The organism is Enterobacter sp. FUJ80071, assembly GCF_038739915.1.
Classification (GTDB): Bacteria; Pseudomonadota; Gammaproteobacteria; order Enterobacterales; family Enterobacteriaceae; genus Enterobacter; species Enterobacter kobei.
On sequence record NZ_JBBXKH010000001.1, the window covers coordinates 164,240 to 179,879 of the forward strand.

A 15,640-nucleotide genomic window follows, 5' to 3' on the forward strand; every position below is an offset into this window, starting at 1 on the left:
CCGCGAAGGCGGGGGCGTTCAAACGTCACTACGCTATCTGTTTGCTGAGTGCAGGGTTGGCCTGAATCAGGCGCATCAGCTTTAACTCGGTTGGCGTGGGTCTCTCACGTTTTGACTCCCACTCCAGCACCATCGCTACGCTGACACCCATCGCTCTGGCGAATTCTTCTGTCTTCAGACCTGTCCCTTTGCGCAATTGCTCATATTCTGTAAAGGGATTGGCTTTTTGTTGCAGGGTAATCGTCTGCGGTACATCTTTAAAAATGATCTGTTCCAGACTGCTCAGCAGCTCAAACTCAGGATCTTTATATTCCATTGAGAACTCCTCTTAAATCTCACATCGTGATCAAGAACATCAGAGAGCCAATTAAGAATAGTCCCTAATACAAACCCAGGATCGTCACGGGTGTGATTAATCGTGCGGTAACGATCGCTTTATCCGATTCAGCTATATGGATAGTTATGCTAATTACCTGATTAACCATAAGGAGGGCCCGTCAGGTATTTTTTTGTAAATGATAAGAAATAAATCGGCAATAGGCGTTTTACATGAAAAGAGTATCTTGCAAGGCTGACCTGGACTATCCTTGTAAGCCGTCGGGCACGCGTGTGCCGGTGTGCGCTTTTTTGGGTGAAAGGAGTAATAAAATGGCGACAGGAAAGTCCTGCTCTCGCTGGTTTGCGCCTATTGCGGCGTTGTTGATGGTTGTTAGCCTGAGTGGGTGTTTTGATAAAGAAGGCGATCAGCGCAAAGCGTTTATCGATTTTCTGCAGAATACAGTGATGCGCAGCGGCGAGCGGTTACCGACGCTGACTGCGGATCAGAAAAAACAGTTTGGTCCCTTTGTGTCCGATTACGCCATTCTTTATGGGTATTCACAGCAGGTGAGCCAGGCGATGGATTCCGGTATCCGCCCGGTCGTGGATAGCGTAAACGCCATCCGCGTTCCACAGGATTATGTGACTCAGCGTGAACCGCTGCGCCAGTCCAACGGTGCGCTCGGCGTGCTGAGCCAGCAGCTACAGAATGCGAAAATGCAGGCTGATGCGTCACGTTCTGCGCTGAAGCAGGGTGAGGATCTCAAACCGGTCTTTGACAAAGTGTATGAGAAAGTGGTGACCAAACCGTCTGAAGCACTGCAACCGCTGATTCCGGCCGCGCAAATTTTCACGCAGCAGCTGGTTCAGGTGGGTGACTTTATCGCCCAGCAGGACACTCAGGTGAGCTTTGTTGCCAACGGCATCCAGTTCCCGACTTCGCAGCAGGCAAGTCAGTACAATACGCTGATTGGGCCACTGGCCTACCAGCATCAGGCCTTTAGCCAGGCCTGGAGTGCCGCCGTCACGGCCACAGAATAAACCGAAAAAACCCCGCGTCAGGCGGGGTTTTTTTATGCATTGCGAAAATAACGCTTGTCATTCCTCTACCACATCGGTATAACTATTCCCGTCGGTTTGTTACACAGACCTAAAGCAGTTTAGTAAAGCAGTCCAGATTGTTATCCATAGATACCCTTCGTTGTGACCCTTCCTTCATCGCTTAAAAATCTGTAACGCAATCCATCAAGCCGGAAGGCACAATATATTTGTTAATTAAGGTAATTCTATGTCTGCTAAAATGACTGGTCTGGTAAAATGGTTCAACGCTGATAAAGGTTTCGGCTTCATCACTCCTGACGATGGCTCAAAAGACGTGTTCGTACACTTCTCTGCTATCCAGAACGATGGCTACAAATCTCTGGACGAAGGTCAGAAAGTGTCCTTCACCATCGAAAGCGGCGCTAAAGGCCCAGCAGCTGGTAACGTTGTAAGCCTGTAAGCTTCCAACCCAGTAGCACAAAATTCAAAAACCCGCCTTCTGGCGGGTTTTTTCGTTTCTACTGTTGGATCTGCGGGTTAATGCAGTTTTTATCCACTTTTCCACTCAGCGCGGCAATCAGGTTGTCCACTGCGGTAGCCGCCATGTTGTAGCGTGTCTCGTGCGTGGCAGAGCCGATGTGGGGCAGGGCGACGACGTTTGGCATTTTCAGCAGTGGAGAATCCACCGGCAGTGGCTCCTGCTCAAACACGTCCAGACCGGCGGCGTGGATCTCGCCATTTTGCAGGGCTTCAATGAGCGCCTGCTCATCCACCACCGGGCCACGACCCGCGTTGATAAAAATGGCGGATTTCTTCATTTTTTCAAATGCGGATTTGCCAATCAGGTGACGTGTTTCATCCGTCAACGGCAGGATCAGGCAGACAAAATCGGCTTCCTGCAACAGCGTATCCAGCTCACAGTAACGCGCGTTAAAACGTTCTTCCGCTTCACCGTGGTGACGGCGCGCGTTGTACAGTATCGGCATGTTGAAACCAAAATGCGCGCGCTGTGCCAGCGCCAGCCCGATACGTCCCATACCCACGATGCCCAGCGTTTTTCCGTGAACATCCACGCCGAACCAGTCCGGGCCAATGCTTTTTGTCCATTCGCCTGCTTTAACGCGCTCGGCCACTTCAACCACGCGACGGGCGGTGCTGAGCACCAGCGCCATCAGCGTGTCGGCCACGGTTTCCGTCAGGGCATGCGGAGTGTGCATCAGCAGGATTTTGCGGGCGCTCAGGGCATCCACGTCGAAGTTGTCATAACCTACTGAAACAGTTGAAGTAGCACGAAGCTTCGGCATTTTCTCCAGCAGGGCGATGTCCACTTTCTCGCTTGAACCCAGCAGGCCTTCGGCGCTGGCGAACGCATCGGCATGCTGTGCCACGGTCTCCGGACTCAGGTTTTTCACCTGCGTGACGGTGAAGTGCTCTTCCAGGCGTTTCTGCAGATCTTCCGGCAGTGCTTTATACAAAATGACGGACGGCTTCATGCTAATCTCCGTTGATTTTTAAGGATTCAGGCGTGGCGTGCGCCGACGGGGTGCTGTTGATTATTAGCAGGCTTAACAATCAGAGTAAGCCACACGGAGGCAAAAAGCGCCACCCCCATAAAGATGTACGATGCGGATGGGCTGCCGGTGGCTCCGTTCAGGTAACCAACAAACCAGGAGCCGCAGAACGAACCCAGCGCGCCCATGCTGTTAATTAATGCCATGGCACCGCCCGCCACGTTACGCGGCAGCATCTCCGGGATGATGGCAAAGAATGGACCGTACGGGGCGTACATGGCGGCACCGGCAATGACCAACAGGGTATAAGAGGCCCAGAAGTGATTCGCGCCCACGGCCCAGGAGCCGATGAAGGCAAAAGCAGCAATCAGCAGCAGCGGCCAGACGAACACCTTACGGTTTTGCAGCTTATCCGACGCCCAGGAGGCGACGATCATGGCGATGGTCGCAGCCAGATACGGTACGGACGAGAGCCAGCCCACTTCAACCATGCCGAGGTTTTCGCCGCCGCTGCGGATGATCGACGGCAACCACAGCACGAAACCGTACACGCCGATACTCCAGGTAAAATACTGCGCGCAGAGCAGGATCACGTTACGGGAGCGGAAGGCTTCACCGTAGTTACGTACCGCCTTCAGACCCTGCTGCTCTTTATCCAGCTGCGCCTGGAGCGCCGCTTTTTCATCTTCGGAAAGCCATTTCGCCTGGGCAGGTTTATCTTTTACCAGCACCCACCAGCAGAATGCCCAAATCACTGCCGGAACCCCTTCGATGATGAACATCTCGCGCCAGCCGAAGGACTGGATCAGGTAGCCGGAGACCACCGACATCCACAGTACGGTGACCGGGTTACCGAGGATCAGGAAAGTATTCGCGCGTGAGCGTTCAGATTTGGTAAACCAGTTGCTGATGTAAATCAGCATCGCGGGCATGACCGCCGCCTCAACGACGCCAAGGATAAAGCGAATGGCGGCCAGGGCAGGAATATTGTTCACCACGCCGGTAAGTGACGCACAGGCGCCCCACAGGATCAGACAAATGAAGATCAGCTTACGCACGCTGCGGCGTTCGGCGTAAATAGCACCGGGGATCTGGAAGAAGAAATACCCCAGGAAGAAGAGGGCGCCCAACAGGGATGAGACGCCCTTAGTGATCCCGAGGTCTTCGGTGATCCCCGCCGCGGATGCGAAACTGAAGTTGGCACGATCAAGGTACGCCAGGCTGTACGTGATAAACACGATTGGCATGATGTACCACCAGCGTTTTACTGCATTGGTCGAACTGTTCATAGGCTTGCCTCTGTTGTTGAGGTTGTTACCGCCGTTGTCTGTAGGGTACACGGTGGTTTAATTATTGGGTGCGGCCTGTGACCCTCACCCTGGCCCTCTCCCACGGGGAGAGGGAATTTACATGCCGAGCTGTGCTCGAGTCGGTAATCCTTCGCTGTCGCCCTGCACCTGAATGGCCAGTGAGCCAATCTTGTTGCCTCGTGCAACCGCCTGCTGCAGCGGTTTGCCTTCCAGCAGCGCGCTAATGACGCCCACGGCAAAGCCATCGCCCGCGCCGACGGTGTCGACGACGTTCTCGACCTTCACCGCCGCGACCGCGCCTTGCTCGCCTTCGGCTGTTTTAAACCATGCGCCATCGGCGCCGGTTTTCAGCACCACCGCTTTTACCCCTTTATTCAGGTAGAAGTCAGCAATGCCTTCCAGTGTATTTTCGCCGGTCAGGATCATTCCTTCTTTCAGGCCCGGCAGAACCCAGTCCGCCCTGAATGCCAGCCGGTTAAGCTTCTCGATCATTTCCGCTTCGCTTTTCCACAGCACCGGGCGCAAATTTGGATCGAAAGAGATCGTTTTGCCCAGCGACTTCATGGTCGTTGCCGCATGATCCAGCAGCGAATACGAGCTGGCAGAGAGCGCCGCCGCCACGCCGCTCAGGTGCAAATGGCGCGCGGAGGCAAAATAATCGGCGTGGTAATCTTCTACGGAGAGATGGCTGGCGGCCGACCCTTTACGGAAATACTCCACGATGGGATCGGTTCCATTTTCAACTTTAGACTTAAGCTGAAAGCCGGTGGGGAAGCGTCCGTCGAGCGTGACGCCTGCGGCATCAATCCCCTCTTTTTTCAGCGAATCGAGAACGAAGTGGCCAAAGCTGTCATCGCCCACGCGGCTGACCCAGCCGACGTTCAGGCCCAGACGCGCCAGGCCGGTTGCGACGTTCAGCTCTGCGCCCGCCACGCGTTTGATAAAGTGCTCTACCGCGCTCAGCTCGCCCGTTTCGGTGGCGACAAACATTGCCATGGCTTCGCCAATCGTGATGACATCCAGCGTCTTGTGCATGATTTACTCCTCGCGCAGCAGGTTGACGTAATGGCGGGTAACGGCGGTTAAATCCACCCCTTCCAGCGGGAACTCGATACCGCGCGGGGCATCGGCAGGCAGCTGGCCAAGCAGATCCAGCCAGCGGGAATCGGCACCATCCGGCGCGACGGCGCGAAAGTTATCTTTATGCGGAACGGCGGCTTTAACGTGGATATAGCTCACGGCAGGCGCCAGATGACGCGCGGCCTCTTCCGGGGAGTCACCGACCCACAGCCAGTTGCCCATGTCAAAAGTCAGCGTGACGGGAAGCGCCCTTTCGCGACAGGCGGCCTGAAAGCGTTGCATCGGTGCAAGCTGGCCGCAGTCGGTCTGATCGTTTTCCACAACCAGCGCGATACCGCTGGTATTGAGTAGAGTACGTAAGGCATCGAGAGGCTGCGTGTCGCTAAAATGGCCCAGGGAAACCTTCAGCCACAGCGCGTTCAGGGTGCTGGCTTCAGAGAGATACCGCGGCAGGTCCGGGTTGAGGGTGCCATCGGGCATAAACAGGGCGGCAGGTGCTGAGTAACACGCCAGCAGGCCCAGAAGCTCAATGGACTCACCGAGCGCAGGCAGCGCCAGTAACTCTTCGCTATTGAACAGCTCGCGGCGGATCTCCACGCCGTCGGCGCCTGCACCCGCAATAACGGGAAGCATCGCCCGCTGACCGCCCGCCTGTCGCACCTGCTCCGCGCCATACGCGGCGGTGACCACCATGATTTTCCTGCCCATCTTCGGACTCCATCGCAACATATCAATACTATTACGCTAGATGGAACCGGTTCCAAAGAAAAGCTCAGGATGTCGAATTTATGATCGCTATCACAAGGGGAAATTAACGTGCGGTGGAGCCGCGGACGATCAGCTCGCCGGAGAAGACCTGCTCGCGTACGGCCTCACTGGTGCCTTCAATACGACGAACCACTTGTTCTACAGCAGCATAGCCAATCTGCCAGGTTGGCTGTTTGAGGGTGGTAATGCCGACGCCAGCCAGCTCCGCCCACTCCAGTTCATCAAACCCCAGCAGACCGATATCGCTGCCCCAGTGCAGGCCAATACGCTTGAGTGAGCGGGCAACCTGCAGGGTTAGTGCCCCGTTGGCGGAGATAACGGCTTTGCGCATCCCGCGATGGCGCGTGTGGAACTGGCGTAGGGTATTGTCGAGCTGATCGGCTTCGTGAAGCGGCGTTTCGGCATTTTCGGCGGTCACGCCAGGATAACGCGCCAGCGTGGCACGAAATGCAGCCAGCCGATCGCGTCGGGTATTTACCATGCCCAGCGGTTCGCTCAGAAAGAGAATCGCCTCGAAACCTTGTTCAATCAGATGCTCGGTCGCGGTCGTGGCAGCCTGGGTGTTATCCAGCCCGACCACATCGCAGGCGAATTCCGGGATTTTACGGTCGATGAGGACCATGGGCAGGGAGGATTGCTGCAGACGGTTCAGCCCCTCTTCACGCATGCCCACCGCGTTGACCACAATCCCTTCCACCTGATAGCTGCGCAGCAGATCGAGATAGTGCAACTCCTGGTCGACCTCGTTGTTGGTATTACAGACCAGAGGCGTAAAACCTTTTTCGCGGCAGGCGGCTTCGATACCGCTGAGCACGTTTACAGAGTAGGGGTTAGTGATATCCGCGATGATAAGTCCGATAAGGCGGGTGCGGCCACGTTTGAGCCCGCGGGCCATCAGGCTGGGGCGGTAGTCGAGATCGGCAATAGCCTGTTCAATACGCGCCAGCAATGCATCGGACAATAGATGTTTCTCGCCGTTAAGGTAGCGCGAAATGCTAGTTTTACCGGTTCTGGCGGCTTTCGCCACGTCGCTGATGGTGGCCCGGGCTGGTTTGCTCATCACTGATTTCCCTGAATTTAGTGAGAATACCTTAACGGGAAAATCGGACGAATCAAGTAATTTGCCCGGTGGCGCTGCGCTTACCTGGGGTGCGGGCTGGTGCCCTCACCCCAACCCTCTCCCACGGGAGAGGGAGAAATGCGATTACTGAATTGGACTCAACGTAATCTCTACGCGACGGTTCTGCGCTTTACCTTCCGCCGTGCTGTTGCTGGCGATAGGGTTGGCAGGGCCCATGCCGCTGGTGCGGATGCGGTTCGCTTCCACACCCTGGGCGATCAGCGAGCTGGCAACGGAATCCGCGCGCTGCTGTGACAGACGCATGTTCAGATCCTGGCTGCCGGTGCTGTCGGTGTAGCCAATCACGTTCACGGCGGTCTTGTTGTACTCTTTCAGCACCATCGACACGCCGGTCAGCGTGTTCGCACCCGCTGGTTTCAGCGTTGCGCTGCTGCTATCAAAGGTCACGTTGTTCGGCATGTTCAGAATGATGTTATCGCCGCTGCGCGTCACGCTTACGCCGGTTCCCTTCATTTTGTCACGCAGTTTTGCTTCCTGCACGTCCATGTAATAACCGACGCCGCCGCCCAGTGCTGCCCCCGCCGCTGCGCCAATCAGCGCGCCTTTACCGCGGTCTTTCTTGGAGGAGGAGAGTGCCCCAACGCCTGCGCCGACCAGTGAGCCGATACCTGCGCCGATGCCGGATTTACCCGCTTCGCGCTCACCGGTGTAAGGGTTGGTTGTGCAGCCAGAAACAGCCAGTGCACCGCTCACCAGAGCGGCAATAACGAGTACGCGTTTTTTCATCTTCTTTCCTTAATTCTTTTTATTCTTTGCCACGGCGTGCGTGGCAGTTGATTATGACGTCCAGATACGGAGAAAATTCCGGGTATAACTCTGAAATTTGTGACAAACCATAAACGGCCTCAGCAAGAAGGCCGTAAAACCTGCACGCAACCAGGAGCGCACGCTTGAGCACCTCAACGAAAACCATTCTGACCGCCGCCCACTGGGGGCCGATGCTGGTCGAAACCGATGGCGAAAATGTTTTGTCGTCCCGCGGGGCACTGCCAACACAACATCCCAACTCTTTACAGACCGTCGTTCGCGATCAGGTGCATAGCAAAACGCGCGTGCGCTGGCCGATGGTGCGTAAAGGTTTTCTGGCTTCGCCGGACAAACCGCAGGGTATTCGCGGCCAGGATGAGTTTGTTCGCGTGAGCTGGGATGACGCGCTGGCGTTGATCCACGCCCAGCATAAGCGCATCCGCGAACGTTACGGCCCATCGTCCATTTTTGCCGGATCTTACGGCTGGCGTTCGAATGGCGTGCTGCATAAGGCGTCGACGCTGCTGCAGCGTTACATGAGCCTGGCGGGCGGTTATACCGGACATCTGGGAGATTATTCCACTGGCGCTGCGCAGGCGATCATGCCGTACGTGGTCGGCGGCAACGAAGTTTACCAGCAGCAGACCAGTTGGCCGCTGGTGCTGGCGCATACCGATGTGGTGGTGCTCTGGAGTGCCAACCCGCTTAACACGTTGAAAATTGCCTGGAATGCCAGTGACGAGCAGGGCATTGGCTATTTCGACGCGCTGCGCAAAAGCGGCAAGCGCATCATCTGCATTGACCCGATGCGCTCTGAAACCCTGGATTTCTTCGGCGACAGCGCCGAGTGGATTGCGCCGCATATGGGCACCGACGTGGCAATGATGCTGGGTATCGCCCATACGCTGCTGGAGAACGACTGGCACGACAGTGACTTCCTCACCCGCTGCACCTCCGGCTTTGACCAATTTGCCGACTATCTCACGGGGCAATCCGACGGGGTGGCTAAAACCGCAGAATGGGCGGCAGGAATTTGTGGTGTTTCTGCTGACAAAATTCGCGAACTGGCCGCGTTATTCCATGACAACACCACGATGTTAATGTCCGGCTGGGGGATGCAGCGCCAGCAGTTTGGCGAGCAGAAGCACTGGATGCTGGTCACGCTTGCCGCCATGCTCGGGCAGATCGGTACGCCGGGCGGCGGTTTTGGTCTCTCCTATCATTTTGCCAACGGCGGAAACCCAACGCGCAAAGCGGCGGTGCTGGCTTCTCTGCAAGGTTCGGTGGCAGGCGGCGTGGATGCCGTGGATAAAATCCCGGTGGCGCGAATCATTGAAGCCCTGGAAAACCCGGGCGGTTTTTATCAGCACAACGGTCTGGACCGCCATTTCCCGGATATTAAATTTATCTGGTGGGCGGGCGGGGCGAACTTCACGCACCATCAGGATACCAATCGCCTGATCCGCGCCTGGCAAAAGCCGGAGTTGGTGGTGATTTCCGAGTGCTTCTGGACCGCTTCGGCCAAACATGCGGATATTGTGCTGCCGGCGACCACGTCGTTTGAGCGTAACGATCTCACCATGACCGGCGATTACAGCAACCAGCATATGGTACCGATGAAGCGCGTTGTGGCGCCGCGCGATGAAGCACGTGATGATTTTGACGTGTTTGCTGAACTGAGCGAGCGGTGGGAAGCGGGCGGTCGCGAACGTTTTACCGAAGGGAAAACGGATCTGCAATGGCTGGAGACGTTTTACCAGATCGCCGGGCAGCGCGGTGCGGCGCAGGGCGTAACGCTGCCGCCATTTTCTGCGTTCTGGGAAGCGAACCAGTTGATCGAAATGCCGGAAAGCGAACAGAACGCGCAGTTCGTCCGTTTCGCTGATTTCCGCCGCGACCCGGAGAACCATCCGCTGAAAACCGAGAGCGGCAAGATTGTGATCTACAGCGAGCGCATCGCCAGCTTTGGCTATGCCGATTGCCCGCCACACCCTTCCTGGCTGGAGCCAGACGAGTGGCACGGCAACGCCCAGCCGGAGCAGCTGCAGGTGTTATCTGCTCATCCCGCACATCGTCTGCACAGCCAGCTTAACTACTCCTCACTGCGCGAGCAGTATGCGGTCGCCGGGCGAGAGCCGATCACGCTGAATACCCATGACGCTAAAGCCCGCGGGATTGCGGACGGCGATGTGGTGCGCGTCTGGAATCATCGTGGTCAGGTGCTGGCAGGGGCGGTGGTCAGCGACGGGATTAAACCGGGCGTGATCTGTATTCACCAGGGCGCATGGCCCGATCTTGAGCCTGCCGAGGGGGGGATCTGTAAAAACGGGGCGGTTAACGTGCTGACCAAAGATCTCCCCAGCTCGAAGCTGGGGAACGGTTGTGCAGGGAATACGGCGCTGGCCTGGGTCGAGAAATACCAGGGGCCTGAGCTTACCTTAACGGCGTTTGATCCGCCTGCCAGCTCATAATCCAGGTCGGGTGCTGGGTATCGTCCTGCCAGGCGCTGTCTTCGATGCGAAAGCCCTGTGCATGATAGAAATTCACCGCCCGGACGTTTTTCTGATAGACCTCCAGGCTTAAATGCGGGAAGCGCTGTTGAACATGGTTCAGCAGCGCGCCTCCAATACCTTGCCCGATATACGTTGGCCTGACGAACAGCGCCCCCACAAACTGCGACTTTATAATGCTAATAAAACCACGCAGCGTACCGTCCTCTTCCCACACCCAGGTTTCCGCTGCAGGGAGGTAGACCTCCCGCACCATGGCTTCGTTCTCCTTCCAGTAGCTTGCGCTGATGAACGGGTGCGCTTCGGTGGTGCTTTCAAGCCACAGGCTCAGGAGCGGATCGGCATTGTCACTTTGCCACTTGCGGATCATGTTGCCTCCCCGGATGACAGAAGCAGCCGGTAACATGGTCATTGACCAGGCCACAGGCCTGCATAAAGGCGTAGCAGATGGTGGAGCCGACAAACTTAAAGCCGCGCTTTTTGAGGGCCTTAGAGAGCGCGTCCGACTCCGGCGTGGAGGCCGGGATCTCCGCCAGCGAGGTGGCCTGAGTGAGCTGCGGCGTGTTATTCACAAACGACCAGACAAACGCAGAGAAGGGCTCGCCGTTTTGCTCCATCGCCAGGTAGGCGCGGGCATTGCCGATGATGGCCTGGATCTTACCGCGATGGCGGATGATGCCAGCATCCTGCACCAGGCGTTCTACGTCTTCATCGGTCATGGCGGCGACGGCGACGGGGTCGAACTGGTGAAAGGCGTTGCGGTAGTTTTCACGTTTCTTCAGTACCGTAATCCATGACAATCCCGCCTGCTGTCCCTCAAGGCAGATCATCTCAAAGAGTTTTCTGCCCTCCGTCTCCGGCACGCCCCATTCCCGATCGTGATAGTCGATATAAAGCTGATCCTGGCTTACCCAACCGCAACGTTCCATCCGTTATCTCCCTTACTGATGCTGATTTCGCAAAATTTTCATTCCGTCTGTCTTGACGTGCCTCGTATAAAGACAATAGTTAATACAGGGCCATATGCCCGAGAAATGCTTCCTGAATAACGACAAATATCGCCGAATTCGGCTCTCTCTGGGGTCGCTTTGATGATGATAAAAAAAATCAGTGGTCGCCATGCTGTTTCTGGCCTGGTGGGGATTTCAGCCTGCCTGTTGTTTTGTCATACAGCGTCTGCCTGGCAACAGGAATATATCGTTTCAGACGCCCAAAATAATACGGCGGAACGCTATACATGGGACGCGGATCACCAACCGCGTTATGAAGATATTCTTGCTGAGCGTATTCAGTCTTCGCAAAATTTGCCTGGGCTTGCCCTGGCTGTTCCCTCAGGTGCCACCACGGACGCGGCGATGAGCCTGGGATGGAATTTTCCGGTTTCAGCGCGGATCACCACCGGTCCGGTGATGTCCTGGCGGTATGACGGTTCGACGCCGATGATGATCAATGAGTTTGGCGATAGCGCGACGACGCAGACGCTCGCCGATCCGCTCTGGCATGCCAGCGTGAGCACGCTAGGCTGGCGCGTAAATACTCAGTACGGCGATCTTCGTCCCTGGGCGCAGGTGAGCTATAACCAGCAGTTTGGTGAAAACCAGTGGAAATCGCAGTTTGGCATGCCGCAAACGCCGGCCCCTGCTCAAAACGGTAACTGGATGGATGTCACTGTTGGAACGGATATGCCTTTTAATACGCACATGGCGGCGTATGCGTCGCTGGCTCAGGGGGAACGCACCACGACCGGTGAAGAGTTTCTCTATACCCTGGGGGTGAGCGCGAATTTTTAATGTTGTTACTTTTTTAAACGTAGCGATAACATCTCGAAAACAATAATCACAGGCTTTACAGCGACAGCAGGTACTAACCTGCTGTCGCTTTGTTCCCCGGCAAGGTCATTCATTCCCGATTCCAGGCATTTCATTCCGTTCCTCCTGCATTTCATGCCGTTTTACCCCATCACTGATAGGGTTTTGTTTATCGTTGCCCTCAGCGAATTCTTCTAATTTCTGTTGCAGGACAACGGCCATGAACACATCAACTTATAACCGTACGCGTTGGCTCACGCTCTTTGGCACCATCGTCACCCAGTTCGCGCTGGGATCGGTCTATACCTGGAGTCTGTTTAACAGTGCGCTTTCCGACAAACTTGGCGCACCGGTCAGCCAGGTGGCGTTTTCTTTTGGTCTGCTGAGCCTGGGACTGGCGATCTCGTCTTCCGTCGCGGGCAAGCTGCAGGAGCGTTTTGGCGTGAAGCGCGTGACCATGGCGTCCGGCATTTTGCTCGGTCTGGGCTTCTTCCTGACGGCGCATTCCAGCAACCTGATGATGCTGTGGCTGAGTGCTGGCGTCCTGGTGGGCCTGGCAGACGGTGCGGGCTATCTGCTGACGCTGTCGAACTGCGTGAAGTGGTTCCCGGAGCGTAAGGGGTTAATCTCCGCCTTTGCCATTGGTTCTTATGGCCTGGGCAGCCTCGGCTTTAAGTTTATTGATGCCCATCTGCTGGCGTCCGTTGGCCTCGAAAAGACCTTCATGATCTGGGGTGCCATCGTGCTGGTGATGATTCTGTTCGGTGCCACGCTGATGAAAGATGCCCCGCAGCAGGAAGTGAAATCCGTTAACGGCGTGGTGGAGAACGACTTTACGCTGGCGCAGTCCATGCGCAAACCGCAGTACTGGATGCTGGCGGTGATGTTCCTGACGGCCTGCATGAGCGGTCTGTACGTCATTGGCGTGGCGAAAGATATCGCCCAGGGAATGGTGAAACTGGATGCGGCAACCGCGGCGAATGCGGTGACGGTTATTTCCATCGCCAACCTGTCTGGTCGCCTGGTGCTGGGGATCTTGTCCGACAAGATTGCCCGTATCCGCGTCATTACGATAGGGCAGGTGGTCTCTCTGGTGGGGATGGCGGCGTTACTGTTCGCCCCGCTGAATGAAGCGACATTCTTTGCAGCAATTGCCTGCGTGGCCTTTAACTTTGGCGGCACCATTACCGTCTTCCCGTCGCTGGTAAGCGAGTTCTTTGGGCTGAATAACCTGGCGAAAAACTACGGGGTTATTTATCTCGGCTTTGGGATCGGCAGTATCTGCGGCTCGCTGATTGCCTCGCTGTTCGGCGGGTTCTACGTGACCTTCTGCGTGATATTTGCTTTGCTGATTATTTCGCTGGCACTGTCCACGACGATTCGTCAGCCGCAGCGCGAAATATTTAAAGAAGTTCATGCATAATCACGACGAGAAAGGCCGGTAATTCGGCCTTTTTATTTTTCTTAAGACTGGAAAAAAAGCGATATTGTCTGTTTTGGGATTTGCTTTTTTGTAAATAACTGTACCGATCACACTCTCTTTTGCCACTTTTCCTCTTCCCTGTGGTCTACTTATCACGCTTGTAGACGTTTCATTGAACGATCCCCTGAGCGTATGTCTAATCTGCCCACTTTTTAATCGAGATGGGCGGCGGTACTGTCCCTTTTTCCGGGTAGCTTGCATGAAATACATTAAATCGATGGCGCAACAAAAGCTCTGCTTTTTGCTGGCGTTGTACATCGGCCTGTTTATGAATGGCGCAGTTTTTTTCCGTCGGTTTGACGGTTATGCGCATGATTTTACCGTCTGGAAAGGAATTGCAGCGGTTGTCGAATTGGTCGCTGCAGTACTTGTTACCTTCTTCTTATTCCGTATTCTTACTCTGTTTGGCCGTCGCGTGTGGCGAGTGCTGGCAACGTTTATCGTGCTGTGCTCGGCTGGGGCCAGCTATTACATGACCTTTATGAACGTCGTCATTGGCTACGGCATTATTGCCTCGGTGATGACGACGGATATCGATCTCTCTAAAGAAGTCGTTGGATTGCACTTTATTCTGTGGGTGGCGGCGGTCAGCGCTTTACCGTTGCTGCTCATCTGGAGTAATCGCTGCCGGTATACGCTGGTTCACCAGATCCGCACGCCGGGAAAACGTTTCAGAAGCGTCGCGGTGGTGCTGCTAGCCGGTTTGATGGTCTGGGGGCCAATTCGCCTGCTTGAGGTGAAGCAGAAGAATGATGAGCGCACCTCTGGCGTGGATTTGCCTAGCTACGGCGGTGTGGTCGCCAACTCGTATTTACCGTCTAACTGGATCTCTGCGCTGGGATTATATGCGTGGGCGCAGGTTGATGAGTCTTCTGATAATAAGTCGCTGATGAACCCGGCGAAGAAGTTTACCTATGTTCCGCCAAAAGATATCGATGATACCTATATCGTCTTTATTATTGGGGAAACCACACGCTGGGATCACATGGGGATTCTGGGCTATGACCGCGATACAACGCCAAAACTGGCGCAAGAGAAAAACCTGATTGCTTATCGCGGCTACTCCTGTGATACCGCCACCAAGCTCTCCTTACGTTGCATGTTCGTACGTGAAGGGGGGGCGAGTGATAACCCGCAGCGTACGCTGAAAGAGCAAAACGTCTTCTCGGTGCTTCATCAGCTTGGGTTTACGTCTGACCTGTATGCGATGCAGAGCGAAATGTGGTTCTACAGCAACACCATGGCGCAGAACATTTCTTACCGCGAGCAGATTGGCGCAGAGCCGCGTAACCGCGGTAAGCCTGTCGATGACATGCTGCTGATTGATGAGATGAAGTTGTCTCTCAACGGTAATCCTAATGGGAAGCACATGATTATCTTGCATACCAAAGGGTCGCACTTTAACTACACGCAACGCTACCCGCGTAGCTTTGCGAAATGGACGCCGGAATGTGTCGGGGTGGATAAGGACTGCACCAAAGATCAACTTATTAACTCCTACGATAACTCCGTGACGTATGTGGATCACTTTATTGATACGGTGATTGACCAGGTGCGTGATAAGAAAGCGATTGTGTTCTATGCGGCGGACCACGGTGAATCCATCAATGAATACGAGCATCTGCACGGCACACCCCGTAAAATGGCGCCGCCGGAGCAGTTCCGTGTCCCTATGATGGTGTGGATGTCTGACAAATATCTGGAAAACCCTGACAAAGCTGCAATGTTTGCTCATCTGAAAAAAGAGGCGGAGATGAAGGTGCCACGTCGCCACGTTGAACTGTACGACACCATTATGGGTTGTCTCGGCTATACCTCACCAAATGGTGGAATTAACGAAAACAACAACTGGTGTAAACTCCCTGATAGCACCGCAAAAGCCGCGCAGTAACTGCTCTGGCGAGAATATCGCCAGTTGAATGG

15 protein-coding genes are annotated in these 15,640 nt (G+C 55.3%); 6 read left to right on the plus strand and 9 right to left on the minus strand.

All coding sequences use genetic code 11. The features are described from left to right. Positions 1 to 28: 28 nt before the first annotated feature. Positions 29 to 316 carry an HTH-type transcriptional regulator gene (locus AAER43_RS00770; RefSeq protein WP_014882043.1) on the minus strand — a complete coding sequence of 96 codons (288 nt, stop codon included), beginning with the start codon at positions 314 to 316 and terminating at the stop codon, positions 29 to 31. Between the two features lie 332 nt (positions 317 to 648). Here AAER43_RS00770 and AAER43_RS00775 point away from each other — a divergent pair, with 332 nt between their 5' ends. Together AAER43_RS00775 and cspA are read left to right on the plus strand one after the other, a co-directional pair. After that, positions 649 to 1,359 carry a DUF3053 domain-containing protein gene (locus tag AAER43_RS00775; RefSeq protein WP_057057598.1) on the plus strand — a complete coding sequence of 237 codons (711 nt, stop codon included), beginning with the start codon at positions 649 to 651 and terminating at the stop codon, positions 1,357 to 1,359. A 247-nt stretch (positions 1,360 to 1,606) separates the two neighbouring features. Continuing rightward, entirely contained in the window at positions 1,607 to 1,819 is a 213-nt protein-coding gene (gene cspA / locus AAER43_RS00780) for an RNA chaperone/antiterminator CspA (protein WP_003860775.1), read from the plus strand. Positions 1,820 to 1,877: 58 nt separating this feature from the next. On the opposite strand, the gene ghrB is transcribed toward cspA, so the two are convergent. The 6 genes from ghrB to AAER43_RS00810 all read right to left on the minus strand — a co-directional run bounded on the left by ghrB (position 1,878) and on the right by AAER43_RS00810 (position 7,895). Further along, positions 1,878 to 2,852 (minus strand): glyoxylate/hydroxypyruvate reductase GhrB, encoded by a 975-nt coding sequence (ghrB, locus tag AAER43_RS00785; protein WP_342701792.1) that lies wholly within the window; start codon positions 2,850 to 2,852, stop codon positions 1,878 to 1,880. 26 nt (positions 2,853 to 2,878) lie between these two features. Continuing rightward, positions 2,879 to 4,159: an MFS transporter gene (locus AAER43_RS00790; protein WP_023331751.1), complete on the minus strand. Its 1,281-nt coding sequence runs from the start codon at positions 4,157 to 4,159 to the stop codon at positions 2,879 to 2,881. 117 nt (positions 4,160 to 4,276) lie between these two features. After that, complete coding sequence (locus AAER43_RS00795) at positions 4,277 to 5,215, minus strand: sugar kinase (protein ID WP_023331752.1); 939 nt, start codon at positions 5,213 to 5,215, stop codon at positions 4,277 to 4,279. Positions 5,216 to 5,218: 3 nt separating this feature from the next. Beyond that, on the minus strand, positions 5,219 to 5,968 hold the full coding sequence (locus tag AAER43_RS00800) for a xylose isomerase (protein WP_032629647.1): 750 nt from the start codon (positions 5,966 to 5,968) through the stop codon (positions 5,219 to 5,221). Between the two features lie 103 nt (positions 5,969 to 6,071). After that, the gene (locus AAER43_RS00805) at positions 6,072 to 7,088 is read right to left on the minus strand and encodes a LacI family DNA-binding transcriptional regulator (RefSeq protein ID WP_050862733.1); all 1,017 of its coding nucleotides are present in this window, start codon (positions 7,086 to 7,088) and stop codon (positions 6,072 to 6,074) included. Between the two features lie 144 nt (positions 7,089 to 7,232). Continuing rightward, complete coding sequence (locus AAER43_RS00810; RefSeq protein WP_050862734.1) at positions 7,233 to 7,895, minus strand: OmpA family lipoprotein; 663 nt, start codon at positions 7,893 to 7,895, stop codon at positions 7,233 to 7,235. 212 nt (positions 7,896 to 8,107) lie between these two features. Here AAER43_RS00810 and AAER43_RS00815 point away from each other — a divergent pair, with 212 nt between their 5' ends. Next, complete coding sequence (locus AAER43_RS00815; RefSeq protein WP_050862736.1) at positions 8,108 to 10,387, plus strand: molybdopterin guanine dinucleotide-containing S/N-oxide reductase; 2,280 nt, start codon at positions 8,108 to 8,110, stop codon at positions 10,385 to 10,387. Here the strand turns inward: AAER43_RS00815 and AAER43_RS00820 are convergent. After that, positions 10,350 to 10,796, minus strand: a complete 447-nt coding sequence (locus AAER43_RS00820; RefSeq protein WP_032635359.1) for an N-acetyltransferase — start codon at positions 10,794 to 10,796, stop codon at positions 10,350 to 10,352. The two genes, AAER43_RS00815 and AAER43_RS00820, sit on opposite strands and share 38 nt — an antisense overlap. After that, positions 10,774 to 11,355, minus strand: coding sequence for a DNA-3-methyladenine glycosylase I (tag, locus tag AAER43_RS00825; protein WP_014882052.1), 582 nt, complete (start codon positions 11,353 to 11,355; stop codon positions 10,774 to 10,776). The genes AAER43_RS00820 and tag overlap by 23 nt, the downstream gene beginning before the upstream one ends. A 162-nt stretch (positions 11,356 to 11,517) precedes the next feature. Between tag and AAER43_RS00830 the strand changes: the two genes are divergently transcribed. The 3 genes from AAER43_RS00830 to eptB all read left to right on the plus strand — a co-directional run bounded on the left by AAER43_RS00830 (position 11,518) and on the right by eptB (position 15,608). Then, positions 11,518 to 12,216 (plus strand): autotransporter domain-containing protein, encoded by a 699-nt coding sequence (locus AAER43_RS00830; protein ID WP_014882053.1) that lies wholly within the window; start codon positions 11,518 to 11,520, stop codon positions 12,214 to 12,216. A 238-nt stretch (positions 12,217 to 12,454) separates the two neighbouring features. Then, the gene (locus AAER43_RS00835) at positions 12,455 to 13,657 is read left to right on the plus strand and encodes an MFS transporter (RefSeq protein ID WP_047026815.1); all 1,203 of its coding nucleotides are present in this window, start codon (positions 12,455 to 12,457) and stop codon (positions 13,655 to 13,657) included. A 259-nt stretch (positions 13,658 to 13,916) separates the two neighbouring features. Continuing rightward, a complete protein-coding gene (gene eptB / locus AAER43_RS00840; protein ID WP_057057597.1) occupies positions 13,917 to 15,608 on the plus strand; it encodes a kdo(2)-lipid A phosphoethanolamine 7''-transferase in 1,692 nt (563 codons plus the stop codon). Positions 15,609 to 15,640: the final 32 nt, after the last annotated feature.

What these genes read in the sequence shown, in the direction of transcription:
- AAER43_RS00770 (WP_014882043.1), bottom strand. Translation starts at nt 316, where the DNA reads ATGGAATATAAAGATCCTGAGTTTGAGCTGCTGAGCAGTCTGGAACAG.
- AAER43_RS00775 (WP_057057598.1), top strand. Translation starts at nt 649, where the DNA reads ATGGCGACAGGAAAGTCCTGCTCTCGCTGGTTTGCGCCTATTGCGGCG.
- cspA (WP_003860775.1), top strand. Translation starts at nt 1,607, where the DNA reads ATGTCTGCTAAAATGACTGGTCTGGTAAAATGGTTCAACGCTGATAAA.
- ghrB (WP_342701792.1), bottom strand. Translation starts at nt 2,852, where the DNA reads ATGAAGCCGTCCGTCATTTTGTATAAAGCACTGCCGGAAGATCTGCAG.
- AAER43_RS00790 (WP_023331751.1), bottom strand. Translation starts at nt 4,159, where the DNA reads ATGAACAGTTCGACCAATGCAGTAAAACGCTGGTGGTACATCATGCCA.
- AAER43_RS00795 (WP_023331752.1), bottom strand. Translation starts at nt 5,215, where the DNA reads ATGCACAAGACGCTGGATGTCATCACGATTGGCGAAGCCATGGCAATG.
- AAER43_RS00800 (WP_032629647.1), bottom strand. Translation starts at nt 5,968, where the DNA reads ATGGGCAGGAAAATCATGGTGGTCACCGCCGCGTATGGCGCGGAGCAG.
- AAER43_RS00805 (WP_050862733.1), bottom strand. Translation starts at nt 7,088, where the DNA reads ATGAGCAAACCAGCCCGGGCCACCATCAGCGACGTGGCGAAAGCCGCC.
- AAER43_RS00810 (WP_050862734.1), bottom strand. Translation starts at nt 7,895, where the DNA reads ATGAAAAAACGCGTACTCGTTATTGCCGCTCTGGTGAGCGGTGCACTG.
- AAER43_RS00815 (WP_050862736.1), top strand. Translation starts at nt 8,108, where the DNA reads ATGCTGGTCGAAACCGATGGCGAAAATGTTTTGTCGTCCCGCGGGGCA.
- AAER43_RS00820 (WP_032635359.1), bottom strand. Translation starts at nt 10,796, where the DNA reads ATGATCCGCAAGTGGCAAAGTGACAATGCCGATCCGCTCCTGAGCCTG.
- tag (WP_014882052.1), bottom strand. Translation starts at nt 11,355, where the DNA reads ATGGAACGTTGCGGTTGGGTAAGCCAGGATCAGCTTTATATCGACTAT.
- AAER43_RS00830 (WP_014882053.1), top strand. Translation starts at nt 11,518, where the DNA reads ATGATGATAAAAAAAATCAGTGGTCGCCATGCTGTTTCTGGCCTGGTG.
- AAER43_RS00835 (WP_047026815.1), top strand. Translation starts at nt 12,455, where the DNA reads ATGAACACATCAACTTATAACCGTACGCGTTGGCTCACGCTCTTTGGC.
- eptB (WP_057057597.1), top strand. Translation starts at nt 13,917, where the DNA reads ATGAAATACATTAAATCGATGGCGCAACAAAAGCTCTGCTTTTTGCTG.